The sequence below is a fragment of the Pseudomonas sp. SWRI111 genome, from assembly GCF_014268555.1.
GTDB classification, from domain to species: Bacteria; Pseudomonadota; Gammaproteobacteria; order Pseudomonadales; family Pseudomonadaceae; genus Aquipseudomonas; species Aquipseudomonas hamedanensis.
In genome coordinates this window covers 597,791-612,088 of the sequence record NZ_JABWQQ010000001.1, presented here as the reverse complement: position 1 = coordinate 612,088, position 14,298 = coordinate 597,791, and the positions used below count along the sequence as shown (strand labels likewise).

Here is a 14,298-nt window from a genome sequence, read left to right as displayed (position 1 = left end):
TTAGGAAAAGAGCAAGCTGTCTTTGATCGCGCGCCAATGGCTGATATCTGCTTCGGTAAGCGCGCTGTGTTTGCTGTAGTTCAGAACCAACAGGCGTTGTTGCCCAGGCAGTTGGCAGGCCAACTGAAGCTGATACATAGGCTGATTTCCGTGCGTGAACTGGAGTGCTGCTTCACGACTTTCGACTTGCTTGTCTTTCCCAATAAAAACGGTCACGGGGTCAGTGCAGGTCAACGCGGTGAGCCGCTTGTGCAGCAGGTCCAGTTGAAACGTGTAGGCGTCATCCAGGGTCTGGTTTTCTGGTAGCGCGCTACGGGCGATGACCAAGGTGGTTTGCCGCTCGCGAAACTGGAGCATGTTCAGTGTGGTGTCATCGGGCATCTCATCGCCGAGTTCGACGTTGAGATCCTGAGTCAGGTATCTGGCCATTCAGGTGTTCCTTGTTTGGGGAAATGCAGGTGAGTAATCGGAGTCTCAGTCCTGCTGGAAGTGGCTGTTCGCTTGGTCTTGGAGCGCGCTGGCAGCTCGCCCGTCAGCGGAAACGGCAGCAGTGCCGCCTTCCACGTTGAGATCCAGCATGCCGTCAGGAGAGTTGATCTGGCCGGACTGCAATCCGGTGATATTGAAGTTCTCGCAGGTGATATTCAGGGTGCCGTTGGCATGCAGCTCGATCACCGTCTTGCCGCATTTCAGGCGTAACGCGTTACCCACTTCGACGGTATATTCGTCGGCGACGGAGTCACGTTTGTTGCCACCTACTTTCAGCGTGTCATTGGTCTTCACCACCCGCATGCGGGTGCGGCCAACGGTGATGGTTTCGTCCTGGCCGACCTGGCTGCTTCGGTCCGCGCCAATCGATTGGGTCTGGTTGTTCTTGACCACAGTGTTCTGATCTTTCTGGGCATGGATAAACACCTCCTCCTGGCCCAGCTCATCCTCAAAGCGCAGCTCATTGAAACCTTCGCCCTTATGGGTTCGGCTCTTGATGGTCATCCGCGTCTTGTGTTTGGGCAGCTCGTAGGGCGGCAGGTTGGTCTGCCTGTAGGCGGCCCCAGTGGCGATCGGCTGGTCAGGATCTCCGTCCAGGTGGCTGATCACTAATTCTTGACCCACACGCGGGATCGCCATCGAACCCCAGGTCGCCCCGGCCCAGCCTTGCGTGACGCGGATCCAGCAGGAGCTGTGGTCGTTGTTTTTGTCCGAGCGATCCCACGGAAACTGCACCTTGACCCGGCCCCATTCATCGCAATAAATCTCCTCACCGGGAGGCCCAACCACCGTGGCGATCTGCGGGCCGTCGATGCAGGGTTTGTCGCGCATCGGCGCCTTCCAGTCCGAGGTCCAGCGGATGGCACTGGCTTTCAACGAGTAAGAGGTACCGAGGCCGCTACCAAAGGATTCTTCCTGCAGACTGGTGTGCTGTTTCCCTTCGTGTCTGATGGCGATGGTGCGCCAGCGATCATTGAAATCCTCTCGCGGATGATCGTTGAGGTCGAACGCCAACCCCGGTTGCAGACGTTCATCGTCGCCTTCCACATGGGCCAATTTGGCGTCGTTGCGCAGGGCTGCCAGGCGGGTCTTGGTAAAGAGCTTGCCGGCGATATCGCGCTTGTAGCGGCCGGGATAGTCGTAGCGCTCGTAGTCCTTGTGCTGGTTGTTCAGGTCCTGGTCGCCAGTGGCGGTGTGCTGCTGGTTGTAGCGAGGGTGGGTGAAGGTGTAGTCGCGCTGTACCTGGCGCGCGGTGCGCACTTGTTCGGTGTAGTGGAAGCGGGTCAACGCCGGTTCCTTGGAGTCGCCGCCACCCATGGCCTGGTAGATCACCGGGCAATCGGTGTGGGTGCCGATGGTGCCGAGGCCACCGACGCGGTCGGTGAGAACGAGGGTGTGGCCGTCGGCACGGTGTTCGAAGGTGTAGAGCAGGCCTTCCTCGGCAGCGAGGCGAGCGATGAAGTCGAGGTCGGTTTCGCCGGCCTGGACGCAGTATTCGCGGGGTTGGTGTTCGAAGCAGATTTCGCTGCGGATGTCGGTCAGTTTCTGCTCGGCCAGCATGCTGGTGATGATGTCTGGCACCGTTTGGCTCTGGAAGATCCGCCAATTGGAACGCAGGTCGAAACGCTTCAGGGTCGGTTCGACCACGGCGGTATAGCGGGTGCGGCGAAAGCCGGTGTCGCCCTGTTGGAACAGACTGACCAAGCCGTGGACGTAGCGCACTGGAGTGTCATCGCGCCAAATGGTGAATACTGCGGCCAGGTCGAGCATGCGGTAGAAGTCGATGGCCGGGTGGTGACTGACCAGCTCCAGTTCGAGTTTGAAGGGCTGGGAGAGTCCTTCTTCAAGGGTAAACGAGACCACTTCGAAGGGATCGCCCCGCAGCGGTTCGAAGGTGTAACGCAGGTCGCTTTGACGGGGCATGAGACCTCCTTGTGGTGAGTGAGGGGGCAGTTGATCAGTGGGGACTGAACATTCCGCCGCCTGCGCGGCGGAACGTGCCGGTTGGCGATTAAGCCGGTTTGCGCCAGTCGTCGGACGCTTCGGTCCCGGCCACGACATGGCTCCAGCTGACCTTGCGATACGCCAGGCTGGTCTTGATCAGTTGGCTGTAGTTTTGGTTTTCGCTGTTCTGGGCGTGGGGCAGCACGGTGTGGATGTCGACGACGGTGGCGTCTTCCAGTTTGGTGGTGAAGAAGTGCTCCTGTTTGCCATCGGTCGAGGTGCGGAACCACTTGACCTCAACGGTCGGCAGCATTTCCCCGGTGGCCAGGGCCTGATAGAGCAGCGGCGAGGCTTTGCTCAAGGCGCTGGTGAACGTCAGCGGCTTGTGCACCCGTTGTCCGGATGGCTGACCGCTCTGTGGATCGGTGGGGGTACCGATTGCGTGGTCGATTTCCTGGGCGAGGATTTCGTCTTCGTGACCTTCCACATAAACGTTGCCCACCGAGTCAGCGGTGAACGCGCCCTTGGTGATATGCCCTTGGTTTTTGCCGTGGATGCTGATGTACGCGGGTGTTGGCATGACAAACTCCTTGTCGCGATCAAGTAACGACCCTTGTAGGTCGCGGGTTATGGCCGACACGGCCATGGCTTTGCAGGCGCTCGGGATGAGCGCGCTGAAAATCGGTTACAGGTGCAGCACCCGCTCCAGCGACACCAGCACTTGCTGGGTGATGGTGTTCAGGCGGATGGAGTAAATCGTGTAGGCCACCGTCAGCACGACGGCGGCCATAGCCCAGGGCGTCCACAATGGCCAGGCGCGTTTGATCCGGTAGTTGCGCGGCGCGACGTTTTTCAGCGGGTCGGTCAGGCGCTTGGGTGTTTCGCCGCGCAAGGGACGTAACAGGCCGTGCAGTTGGTCGATGATTTTCTGTATTTCGTCATCGCCGTTGATATGGACGCCGTATTTCCCTTTAAGACCGGAGATCAGGCACTGGTACATGAACTCCAGCACATGCTGGTACCGGGCCGCTTCGGGAATCATGTTGTTCATCACGGTAAAGAACTTTTCACCGCCTTGGGTTTCCCCGTGGAACTGGCTGAGCAACGAGCGTGCACTCCAGCTGGAGAGCTTGCCCCAGGTGGTGCGCATGACCACCTCGTCCACCAGTAGGCACAGGCTGTAGGAGTAGGCCTTGAGCATGCCGGCGTCGTAATCGAGCTGGCTGACTTCCTCCATGATCGTGGTGATCTGGTTGCTGACACTCAGGTACAGCGCAGGTACGTCATCGTGCTGGTCCAAACGGCGCAGGCGGATGACCAGGCCGATCAAGGGCGTGGCGGCATCGCACAGCGGGTTCCAGGCCACGCCGCGCAAGTCGAATTCAGGGTCGGCGAGCAGCACGGGCGGCTTTGGCTTGGTCTGCTCCTTAACAGAGTCCGGTTCTTTGCTGCCGGTCGCCTGTTGCAAATAACCCAACAGCTGATTGTTGCCCGCAGGTGGTGGGGTTTCGGTGGGCGTTGCTTTACTCATCTCTCTCACTCCTGATCGCCCAGAACTGCAACTCCAGTTCCGGGAATTCACCGGCAATATGAAAACCGAACCCGCTGCCACTGCTCAGGCTTTGCCAAGCGGGGTGATGCCGGTCGAGCTCGAAATAGCTGAATCCGGCATGGAAGGGCAGGTGCCGCGGCGCCACCGGCAGCGGCCGCAATGGGATGCCCGGCAGTTGCAGGCTGACCAGTTGCTCCAGCCCTTCGGTAGAGGTGATCTTGATCTGCTTGGGCAGTTGCTGACGCAGGGTCTCGGCGGGCAGTTCGGCGCGCACTGCCAGAATGAATTCGGCGTTGTCCAGCAGGCGTTTGTCGTTCAAGGCGGCGCTGCGCACGCCGTACTGCTGCTCGATGATCGGCAGCGACACCGCACGCGGTTGCAGCACGGTGCCGAGGGCGCGGCGCAGGGTGTGTTCCAGCATCTGGAAGGATTCGCGCAGGTTGTCGTGCTGGTAGGCCGGGTATTCCTGCGGCAGGTGGCCTTCGTCGGTAAAGGTCACCAGTTCACCGCAGGCCTGGGCCAGGGCGATGTACAGCCGCTCCGGGTGGACCTGATGCTGGCGGGCCAGGTGCTGGAACAACGGGAACAAGCGGTTAAGGGTTTGCAGCAGGTTGAAGTCGGTGACGTCAGCCACCCCCGACTGTCCCGGCGAACCGATCCGCTGGGCCAGGTTTTTGGCCCGCTCGCGCATCAGTCCGGCCGCTTCGCCCAGGTAGCGGTGCAGCGCCGGTACCGCTTGCAGGGACAGGCTGGTGGGGTAGAAGTGCTCGTCCATGACCAGGCTGCCGTCCGGGCGTTTGTCCTTGATTTTGCCCAGGGCAATGCCGGTAAAAGCGCTGCGGTCGCTGCGTTCGAGCATCAGTTGCAAATTGGGCACGGCCAGGTGTATGCCGACCTGATCGCCGTCATCGCTGTGGGTGTCGCGGATTTCCTCGCGGCGGGCGATGTAGCGGCTGTTGCCGTACTGGTCGGGCCAGCGCACCTCGAGGGCACCGTTGGAGCGCAGCGGCAGGGCCAGGTAGACGATCTGGCCGACCGCGCTGCTGTCAGCGATCTCCAGCGGGGAGGGCGGCGCCAGGTCGTGGGGAATGTCGAAGACACTGCCATCGGGCATGATCCCGCGTGCCCGGGTAATGGCGATTTTGCCGAAGCTCAGGTATTCGTCGTTCAACGTCATTTCGCTGAAGCCATAGAGCGCGTCGTTGAGGCTGTGCAGGCGCTGGTGCACGGCGGCTTCGGCGGCGCGGGCCTGTTGCTGGAAGTGCTGGGGTTTGACGAACAAACCTTCATGCCAGATGACGGGGTTGCGTGAACTCATCGGTAATTACTCTGGGCAAAAACGGCTGGAAAAGGCGTCATCGGGTTTCTCCTTTAAGCTCGACCTGATCGGCGTTCAGATGCACCAGCACGGCGTATTGGCGGCCCTTTGGCTCGACGCGCAAACGCTGTTTCCACTGGCCGACATCGCTGTTGTGGTAATGGGCGATCACCGCGATAAAGCGGGTGTCGTCGTCCAGGGCGCGCAGGTCGATGAACTTGAACTGGCCGGGCTGAAGCAGGTAATCGTCGGCGCGGACATAGGTGCTGCCGAGGGTGTCTTTCAGGTCCTCGGTTATCGCTTGCGGACTGGCGTTGACCAGCAGCGAGTCGTCGGTCAGTTGCAACACCTTGAAGGCGATCGGCGTGGCGATGTGCTGCATGGCCGGATCGCCCCACGGCGTGGTCAGGCTCACGCCTTCGGCGTCGTAATCACCCAACAGCGTGTCTTCCAGCGGCGACATCGGCACGACGGGCTCTGGTTCCAGACTCAAGGGCGACTGGGCCGGCACGCTTTCGTACAGATGACCGAGCAGGGTTTGCACTTTGTCCGTCAGCGCCTGCGGGCTGGCGGCCTGCACGTTCAGGGTGTAAGGCGACTGGCTCTCGCCTTCATCCGGTGCCGTGCCGGTGCTGATCAGGCGCGGGTTGACGTTGTCGCTGGCGTACAGGCTCAGGGAATAGCGGCTGGGCTGATCGTCGGGGCCGCCGACCGGGATCGATGGGGTCCAGATAACCTGGCCGATCTTGCCGAGCATGGTGCAGCCGCCCAGAGCCATGCAGGCCAGCAACAGGGTGCCCAGGCGCAGGCTGCTGAACCGACTGACGCTGCGCTTGGGCGTGGTCACGCAACTGTCAGGCAAAGGTTCGGGCGGCAGTGCTTCATGCATCGCCCGCAGCGGGTCGCCTTGCTCGGCGAAATCCACGGGCCGACAAAGGCGCTCGAATTCTGCGCACATGGCAGGTCGCCCATTCGCCGGTGGCCTGCTCGGCGCATCTTCCTGATGCCACACGTGCATACCCTCAGGGTGGTCGCCGAGCAGCTCGTCGAGCGAACGCTGCCCTGGGGCATGCCCACCCAACTGCACCGCGACCTGGTACGCACCAATCTGCAACCGATCACCATCGTTGAGGCTCACCGCAATGTTGCGTCCCAACGGCAAGTCATGGTCATTGGCGTAGGTACGGCCGCTGCGGTCGATCACGCAAAAGCGCCCTTCAACGACGCGAATATCACAGTGGTTGGGCCATACACCGTTCTGGCGGTCCTCCAGGCGCCAATCCGCTGTAGCACTGCCGATGCTACCGCCCTGTCGGCCAAACCGGTGAAGGGGCAAATACCCGTGCAGCAACTGCGCAGGATTGTTGATAACCAGGGTCAGCTTCATGCGCGCCCCCGAATCCGCACCACGGCGGGATGGCGTTGTTGCGGGTGGTTGATAAAACTGGTCCAGCCCAAATGGGTGCCGCTGGCGCGTTGCAGGTTGAACGGCGGGACGTCTTCTTCGCGCAGCCCCAGTTCCAGGTCGTAGGCGGTGGCATCGCGCAGGAGAAAATCCATCAACTGGCGCAATCGCCCGAACTGATCGCCGCTGGGCAAAAACTGCCGAAAGCGCGCCTGGGTCAGGTTGGGAATCACCAGGGTGAACTTGCTGGCGCGGGTCTTGCTGCGGTCACCCACAACAAAGTCGCTGCCCAGGGTGCCGTTGGCTTTGCCCAGCGCCAGGCGTTGACGCTGCGGCAAATTTACCGAGCGCACCTCGAACTCACGGATGTAAACGCCGTGCAGATCAAAGCTGTACTCGACGATGCCGGACACTATCGAAGGTGATCGGCTTCGACTGGCGATCAAGCCGGCAAAGCTCAGCAATCGGCCCCACGGTAGGGGCGTCGCACCGCGCAGGTCGTTGTCGTTCAGCCCGACCATGGAAAATACGTAGCGCGAAAAGCGGTCGCTGGCCTCGGCCTGAAAGCGAATGTAGTAGCGGTACTTGCGCCAGCTGGTGTGCAGCAGGGTCAGCAAGCGATGGTTGAAAAAATCCATGAACGCTGGACGAATCCCGCGCTCCTGGGCCTGCTCGTAGGCCAGGCGGTCCAGGTAATAACCGGGCAGTGGCGAGTCGGTACCGTGCAGGCCAAAGAAACTGGTCTGCAAGCGATAGCGCACCTCTTCGCGGTCCTCCTCAATGCGTGCCGCCTCGACCACGTCGGAGGCTGGAAATCCCAGCCCCGCATGGCTTTGCAGGCGCACGCGCCGACGCGTCGCCGCACTCAAGGGACGTGCTTCCAGGTCGTCGCCATGCAAGGCGTGCAAATGCTCCAGCAGACGGTGAAACGAATAGTTCCGCGCGTCGGCCAGCAGCACATCGGCTAGATCACGGGTTGTCTGCCGGTCAACAGTGGCCATTCATAGCACTCGTTGTTGGTGGTATTGATCACTTCCAGGCGATGGAAGGAATTGATGCTCGCGTACAGCGCGAAGAAGTGCGAAAGCACACTGGCGAACAGGTACAGCTCGCCTTCGCAGAGAAAGGCGTTCTGGTTCAGTTGCAAACGGGTTTGTACGCCGCGCACCGGCTGGCCCTTCATCAGCCAGTCGATGGGGGTGGTCACTGCATTCTGGATACCGTTGAGGCGTTTGCGGGTAGCGCGGGCCTGTTGCAGGTCGTGCAGGGCGGCGAAGTCATAGGCGCGGATTACCGCCTTGAGCGGCTCAGCCGACAGCAACGACAGGTAGTTCAGCGACAGGTTGGAAATCAGCGTCCAGTGCAGGCTGGCATCCAGCACCGGCCGGTAGCTTCGGGTCGGCGCAATCAGGTTGGTGTAGGTGGCAAACGACGGCGTGATTTCGGTGGACAGCGACACATCACCCACCCCCAGCAACTGCGGTAGGTCGCGGTTGGTGCAGGTCAGCTCAATCGAGGCTGCTTCACGTTCGCCGATGTACAGGCTCTCGTCGCCACGCACGAAGGCGATGCGATGGCGCAAGCCCTCACGCCCGTGGGACTCCTCGATATGCGTGCGGAAATACAGTGCCGTGCGGCCCCGCGCATGTTCGATCTCATGCTGGAACGACTCGAACGGGGTAAAGCGCCGCAATGGATCACCCTTGCGCTCCTTGTCGGCGGTATCCCAACTGGCTACCTTGTCGACGCTGAAAATCTCGTAGGCTTCGGGGCTGTTGCCGCTGGGGCTGATACGCCGTTCCAGACTGCGCCCATCCAGCGCAATCGGATTGGCGTCGTGACGGAACAGGTTGACCGCCGGCGCGCAGTACAAGTGCAGGTCACTGGTGCGCAGGCGGATATCAGGCGGCATGGGCCGGCTGAACTGAAATTCAAAGCGCAGGCTGGTGGCACTGATCTGCGGCCAGACGCGCGCCAGTTGGGTCAGGCTGAAAAAGTGAAAACGCTGCGGGAACACAAAATATTCCTGCAGGATCCGGTAGCCATCAAACACATTGCGCGGGTAGGGCAGCAGCGCCTCGTCGGGTGTGAAACCTGGAAAGCCGATAGCCTTGGCCGACAGGCGATAGCTTTGCGTATCAATATGCAATGTGACGCTGTCCAGGTAGTGGGCGAGCCACAGGTACAACGTCAGTGCAGTGGCGTTATCTCCACCCAGATGAAAATCCAGCTGGTCGCAGGCCATGCTGGTCAGCGGTTGCTCGGTCAACACCTTGAGGTCGATGCGCATCACCGAGGCTTCGCGGCTGTGGGCATCGCTGACGTCCTGCAACGCCAATGGGTACAGGTTGACGTCAGTGCAGGTACGAAACTGGCAGGAGATGCCATCCACCGGTTTGGCAAACAGCGGTGTGCCTTTGGGGATCACCTGGCGCTGGCTGATCGCATCCGGCAACGGTGTAAAACGGATGATGGTCGCGCTGGGCAGGGGCCGCAGGTAATTGGGCCAAAGCATCTGCAGCAGCGGACGGGTCAGCTCCGGCAAATCGTCGTCGATCTTCAGGCCCAGCTTGGCGGTGAGAAAGGCAAAGCCTTCCAGCAATCGCTCCACGTCCGGGTCGCCGGCCTCGTCGCCCAGAAACTGCGCCAACTGTGGGTTGTCCTCGGCAAACTCGCGACCGAGTTCGCGCAGGTAGCGCAGCTCCTCGGCAAAGCGTTGTTTCAAGTCCATTGCATCCTCATCTCACGCGGGTATAGCCGTCGCGGCCGTGCATGGCCACCTCGATCTGCACCTGTTCTTCCTTGTGGTGGACCCGCACCTGGCAATCCAGGCGAAAGTTCAGCTCCAGCGGCAGGTCCGGGTCGGGCTGATAGCGCACGCCCGTGACCCTGATGCGCGGTTCAAACGCTTCCACCGAACGCCGGATATCGGCGCTGATGGCAACCACCAAATCACTGCTGGCCTGGGTGACGCCGTTGAAATCGCGCAGGCCCAGTTCAGGGCTGCTTTGCGAGCAGCCCTGACGTGAGTTGAGCACCCGCTCCAGGTGGCGTTTGATCGCCGCGACCCGCTGGTGCGCCTGTTCATCCGCGCTGCCGGGGCGGTAGCGCGGTGCGTCGGGCTCCAGGCGTTCGAACAGGCTGGCGCCCATTTACTGGGTGTCCAGCCGACCGACCAGTGAGATTTCGAAGTTGGCGCCCATGTACTTGAAGTGCGGGCGCACGGCCAGCGATACCTGGTACCAGCCTGGATTGCCGTCCACGTCCTGCACCACGACTTTTGCGGCGCGCAAAGGGCGACGGCTGCGCACGTCGGACGACGGGTTTTCCTGGTCGGCGACGTATTGTTTGAGCCAGTCGTTCAGCTCGCGCTCCAGGTCCTGGCGTTCCTTCCAACTGCCGATCTGCTCGCGTTGCAGCACCTTGATGTAGTGGGCCAGCCGATTGACGATAAACAGGTACGGCAACTGGGTGCCGAGCTTGTAGTTGGTCTGGGCCTCCTGGCCTTCGCGGGTCTTGGGAAAGTTCTTCGGTTTTTGTACCGAGTTGGCAGAGAAGAACGCCGCATTGTCACTGTCCTTGCGCATGGTCAGCGGGATGAAACCGGCTTCGGCCAGCTCGAACTCCTTGCGGTCAGAGATCAGCACTTCAGTCGGGATCTTGGCCTGCAATTGGCCGAGGGATTCATACAGGTGCACCGGCAGGTCATCCACTGCGCCGCCGGATTGCGGGCCGATGATGTTCGGGCACCAGCGGTAGCGGGCGAAGCTGTCGGTGATGCGCGTGGCCATCAGGAAAGCGGTGTTGCCCCACAGGTAGTTGTCGTGGTTGCCGTCGACGGTTTCGTCATAGCCGAAGCTGCGCGTTGAATTGTCGTCGGTGCTGTAGGGCGGGCGCAGCAAGAAGCGCGGCAGGGTCAGGGCCAGGTGGCGGGCATCTTCGGATTCGCGCAGGCTGCGCCATTTGGTGTGGCGTGGGCCTTCGAAAATGTCGCTGACCTCCTTGAGGTCAGGAAGACCCTGGAAGCCTTCCAGGTTGAACAATTCGGGACCCGCAGCCGAGACAAACGGTGCATGGGACATGGCGCCGATGGAAGCCACATAGCTGAGCAACTTGATGTCTGGCGAGCTGGGGCCAAAGGTGTAGTTGCCAACGATGGCGCCCACCGGCTCGCCGCCAAACTGACCATAGCCGGCGGTGTAGACGTGCTTGTACAGGCCGCTGCGGGTGATGTCGCCGGCGTTGTCGAAGTCGTCCAGCAGCTCGTCTTTGGTGACGTGCAGCATTTCCAGCTTGATGTTCTCGCGAAAGTCCGTGCGATCCACCAGCAGCTTCAGCCCGCGCCAGGCCGATTCCAGTTGCTGGAACTGCGGCTGATGCAGGATCACGTCCATCTGCTTGCCCAAGGCGCGGTCGATTTCGGCAATCATCTGGTCAACCCGGTGCTTGTTGACCGGCTGCTGGTGATCGCCGCTTTGCAGGATTTCGCTGATGAACGCGGCCACGCCTTGGCGGGCCACGGCATAACCTTCCTGGGACGGACGAATGGTGGTGTTGGCCAGCAGTTGGTCGAGCAACGACAGGGGTTCGTCAGCCACCAATACTTGGGCGGCGGCGCTTTCCTTACGCATGGGGAGTACTCCGTTGAGAAGGGCGTTCAGATCAGTGATTGGGCGCGTCGAGCACCAGATTCAACTCGCTGGCCAGACGTTGACGGGCGGTTTCATCGGTCAGCAGGCTTTGCAGGTGTTTGCGAAAGGCCGGGACATTGCCCATGGGGCCCTTGAGTGCAACCAGGGCTTCGCGCAGTTCCAGCAACTTGTTCAATTCAGGCACTTGGCGGGCGACGGCGTCGGGGCCGAAATCATTGATGCTTTTGAATTGAAGTTGCACATTCAAATCGGCGTCATGGTCGTTGTTCAAAACGCACGGAACGGCCATGTCCAAAGCAACTTCGGCTTTGGTCAGTACTTCGTTGAAAGTGTCTTTGTCTATTCGAACGGATTGCCGATCTTCAAGGGCGGTTAGTTCGCCGTGACCTTTGAAGTCACCCGTGATCAATAACTTCAGCGGTAACTCAACTTCAGCCTGTTGATCGCCCGTGGCCGGGACGTATTTGATGTTGACGCGTTCTTTTGGCGCGACAGATCCATGAGTTTTCGACATGGGAAAAATCCTTTTCGGAAGGTCGGTGTATTAGAAACAGCTGTTGCAAGGTTTGTCATGTAGGACAAAGTGGACGCGATTCGTGGGTCTTGGATGTAGGGAAAAGTGCTCGGGGTGTTTTGGTTATTTTTCCTACGACTGTTTCGGATGGGTCTGAAAGAGGTCTCTTTTTATTTGGGTTTTAGCGGTTCGATGTTCGTCTTTACTTGCCTGATAACTGAACTCGGGTGACGCTCGAGAAGTTGTGAAAGAGTACTTTCAGGCTGGGCAACATTAGTTCGAAAGTTGAAAAGTATCCGGTTTGGATTCGACGAGGCATATCAGGAGGCGTTGATGGGCAACGGATGGCGAGAATGGACATGGGCGCTCTGTTTGACGGTTATGGCGGTAATGGAGGCGCAGGCAGCGACCCAGGATTGCCCTGCCATCGTCTCGCCCTTGAAGCGCCTGGAATGCTTTGATCTGGCGGTCGGCACGCCCATTCATCAGCCACCTTCGCCGCTACGAGCCTTGGGCCGGGCGCTGCCGATTGTCGATCTGGTGCAACGCAATGAGGCCAAGCGTCCACCCGAGGATCAGCGTTTTCTGTTGTCGTCATTTCCGGAGCCGGACAACGATCAGCAACAACGCATGGTGATCTCAGCCCCAGCGTTGGGCGCGCTCCCACCTCGGCCTTACCTGGCCATCAGTTGCGAATCGAAAATCTCGCGCCTGCAACTGGTGTTGGATGAGCCAGCCAAACCGAACAAGATTCGCATCCGGCTGTTCAAGGATGAGCACCCGGTCTCCGAGGCCTATCAATGGCAAGTGCTGGACGACGCCGGTCTGGTGGTCGACGCCGGACGCGGCCTGCAGGCCATCTCGTTATTGCGCAACATGGGCGGCGGCCAGCGTCTGCGACTGGAGAGCGACTATCCGCGGTTGCACGGCCTGGTCTTCGACGCTGAAGGGCTGGGTGAGCTGATCGAGCAGGAGCGCCAAGTATGTCGCTGGTAATCGACGTGCCAGCGGACACCGTCAAGTTGCTGCTCACCCCCATCGACCCGGAGCAACCTGCCGGGCATTTCGATGTGGAGGACGAAACCTACCAGAGCATCGACCAGGAGATGGTCAAGCTCGGCGGCCTGCGTGAAGGCGACATCGACTGGCCGTATATCGACGAAGCGTCCCGCCAATACTTGGCGACCCAGTGCAAACACTGGCGCGTCGTCGCGCACCTGCAAGTGGTGTGGCTGCGTACCCGGCAATGGGCGCGCTGGGCCGATGCCCTGGGTTTGTTGGCCGGCATGGTCGAACTGTATTGGGACAGTGCCCACCCCAAGCCCGGCCCCACCGGTTACCTGAACAAGCGCAAGCAAGTGCAGCGCCTGTTGGGCGACCTGGGGCAGGTGTTGCCGACCCTGGAGCGCAGCAGTTTTGAACCGGCCTACCAAGCCGCGGCGGAACTGGCCCTGGCCAATCTGCAACGCTGTGTCGAAAGCGCCAAACTCGACCCTGCGCCGCTGGACGCGTTGCAACGCCAGTTGGACAAATACAGCGAGCCGGTCGTTGCCACTGAGCCCGCCCGTGCGACCACCTCCAGCAGTGTGCTGGAGTCAGCCTTTTTCACCAGCCACAAACCGCAAGCGCCGAGCAATGAGCGCGAACAACGCCGCGCCGTGTTGAACATGGCCGAGCAGATCAATCAACAAGACCCCTACGACCCCACCGGCTACCAACTGCGACGCTTCGGCCTGTGGTCGCATTTGCGTACTGCGCCGCTTATTACCCGCGACCGTCGCACCGAATTGACCGCTGTGCCCAAGGATATCGTCGACGGTTATCAGGACGCGCTGAACCACAGCGCCATTGAGCCGAACCTGCTGCTGCGCATCGAAAAAAGCGTCTGCGCCTCGCCGTACTGGCTACGCGGCAGTTATCTGGCCGCCGAGGTCGCCTCGCGGCTGGCGATGGAAGAAGTAGCGGCCGCCATTCGCCAGACCTGCGAGCGGTTTGTCTGCCGTCTTCCGGCCTTGCTGGAACTGTGCTTCAGCGACGGTACGCCATTCGTGGATGCGCAAACCCAAGCCTGGATAACCGGCGCCGACCAGGCGAAAACCACCGGCAGCCCGGTGCAGGAGTACGCCGGCCTGCGCGACGAACTGACCAGTCAGCTCAACAGTGAAGGCGTGGAAGTGGTGCTGCTGCGCCTGCAGGAGCTGCACGCCACCCAAGATGCCCCGCGCCAGCGCAGCTACGCCACGGTGATTGCTGCCGACTTGCTGGCCTCGCGTGGCCTGTCGTGGCTGGCGGACGACCTGTACGCCAGCGTTGCACGGTTGATGCGCGAGACCACGGCGCAGGGGTGGGAGCCGGAGTTGTACCGGAAAGTGGCGCAATCCATCGACGACAGTCATCAGATCAAAGCGGTTAATAAGGAGTAGG

At 60.8% G+C, this 14,298-nt stretch carries 13 protein-coding genes; 2 read left to right on the top strand and 11 right to left on the bottom strand.

What is annotated here, in order from left to right; genetic code table 11:
• The 11 genes from HU755_RS02490 to tssB all read right to left on the bottom strand — a co-directional run bounded on the left by HU755_RS02490 (position 1) and on the right by tssB (position 11,874).
• Complete coding sequence (locus tag HU755_RS02490; RefSeq protein WP_186630480.1) at positions 1–429, bottom strand: DcrB-related protein; 429 nt, start codon at positions 427–429, stop codon at positions 1–3.
• Positions 430–474: 45 nt separating this feature from the next.
• Positions 475–2,412, bottom strand: coding sequence for a type VI secretion system Vgr family protein (locus HU755_RS02485; RefSeq protein WP_186630479.1), 1,938 nt, complete (start codon positions 2,410–2,412; stop codon positions 475–477).
• Positions 2,413–2,500: 88 nt separating this feature from the next.
• Positions 2,501–3,013 carry an Hcp family type VI secretion system effector gene (locus HU755_RS02480; RefSeq protein ID WP_186630478.1) on the bottom strand — a complete coding sequence of 171 codons (513 nt, stop codon included), beginning with the start codon at positions 3,011–3,013 and terminating at the stop codon, positions 2,501–2,503.
• A 105-nt stretch (positions 3,014–3,118) separates the two neighbouring features.
• Entirely contained in the window at positions 3,119–3,964 is an 846-nt protein-coding gene (gene icmH, locus HU755_RS02475) for a type IVB secretion system protein IcmH/DotU (RefSeq protein WP_186630477.1), read from the bottom strand.
• Entirely contained in the window at positions 3,957–5,303 is a 1,347-nt protein-coding gene (tssK, locus tag HU755_RS02470) for a type VI secretion system baseplate subunit TssK (protein WP_186630476.1), read from the bottom strand. The genes icmH and tssK overlap by 8 nt, the downstream gene beginning before the upstream one ends.
• 37 nt (positions 5,304–5,340) lie before the next feature.
• The gene (gene tssJ, locus HU755_RS02465) at positions 5,341–6,690 is read right to left on the bottom strand and encodes a type VI secretion system lipoprotein TssJ (protein WP_186630475.1); all 1,350 of its coding nucleotides are present in this window, start codon (positions 6,688–6,690) and stop codon (positions 5,341–5,343) included.
• Positions 6,687–7,709 carry a type VI secretion system baseplate subunit TssG gene (gene tssG, locus HU755_RS02460; protein WP_186630474.1) on the bottom strand — a complete coding sequence of 341 codons (1,023 nt, stop codon included), beginning with the start codon at positions 7,707–7,709 and terminating at the stop codon, positions 6,687–6,689. Before tssG ends, tssJ begins: the two co-directional genes overlap by 4 nt.
• A complete protein-coding gene (gene tssF / locus HU755_RS02455; RefSeq protein WP_186630473.1) occupies positions 7,673–9,439 on the bottom strand; it encodes a type VI secretion system baseplate subunit TssF in 1,767 nt (588 codons plus the stop codon). Before tssF ends, tssG begins: the two co-directional genes overlap by 37 nt.
• 7 nt (positions 9,440–9,446) lie before the next feature.
• On the bottom strand, positions 9,447–9,860 hold the full coding sequence (tssE, locus tag HU755_RS02450; RefSeq protein WP_186630472.1) for a type VI secretion system baseplate subunit TssE: 414 nt from the start codon (positions 9,858–9,860) through the stop codon (positions 9,447–9,449).
• On the bottom strand, positions 9,861–11,339 hold the full coding sequence (gene tssC, locus HU755_RS02445) for a type VI secretion system contractile sheath large subunit (RefSeq protein WP_186630471.1): 1,479 nt from the start codon (positions 11,337–11,339) through the stop codon (positions 9,861–9,863).
• Between the two features lie 31 nt (positions 11,340–11,370).
• The gene (tssB, locus tag HU755_RS02440) at positions 11,371–11,874 is read right to left on the bottom strand and encodes a type VI secretion system contractile sheath small subunit (RefSeq protein WP_186630470.1); all 504 of its coding nucleotides are present in this window, start codon (positions 11,872–11,874) and stop codon (positions 11,371–11,373) included.
• Between the two features lie 333 nt (positions 11,875–12,207).
• On the opposite strand from tssB, the gene vasI reads away from it, so the two are divergent.
• Positions 12,208–12,870 (top strand): type VI secretion system-associated protein VasI, encoded by a 663-nt coding sequence (gene vasI, locus HU755_RS02435; protein WP_238349941.1) that lies wholly within the window; start codon positions 12,208–12,210, stop codon positions 12,868–12,870.
• Entirely contained in the window at positions 12,858–14,297 is a 1,440-nt protein-coding gene (gene tssA, locus HU755_RS02430; RefSeq protein WP_186630469.1) for a type VI secretion system protein TssA, read from the top strand. The genes vasI and tssA overlap by 13 nt, the downstream gene beginning before the upstream one ends.
• Position 14,298 lies beyond the last annotated feature (1 nt).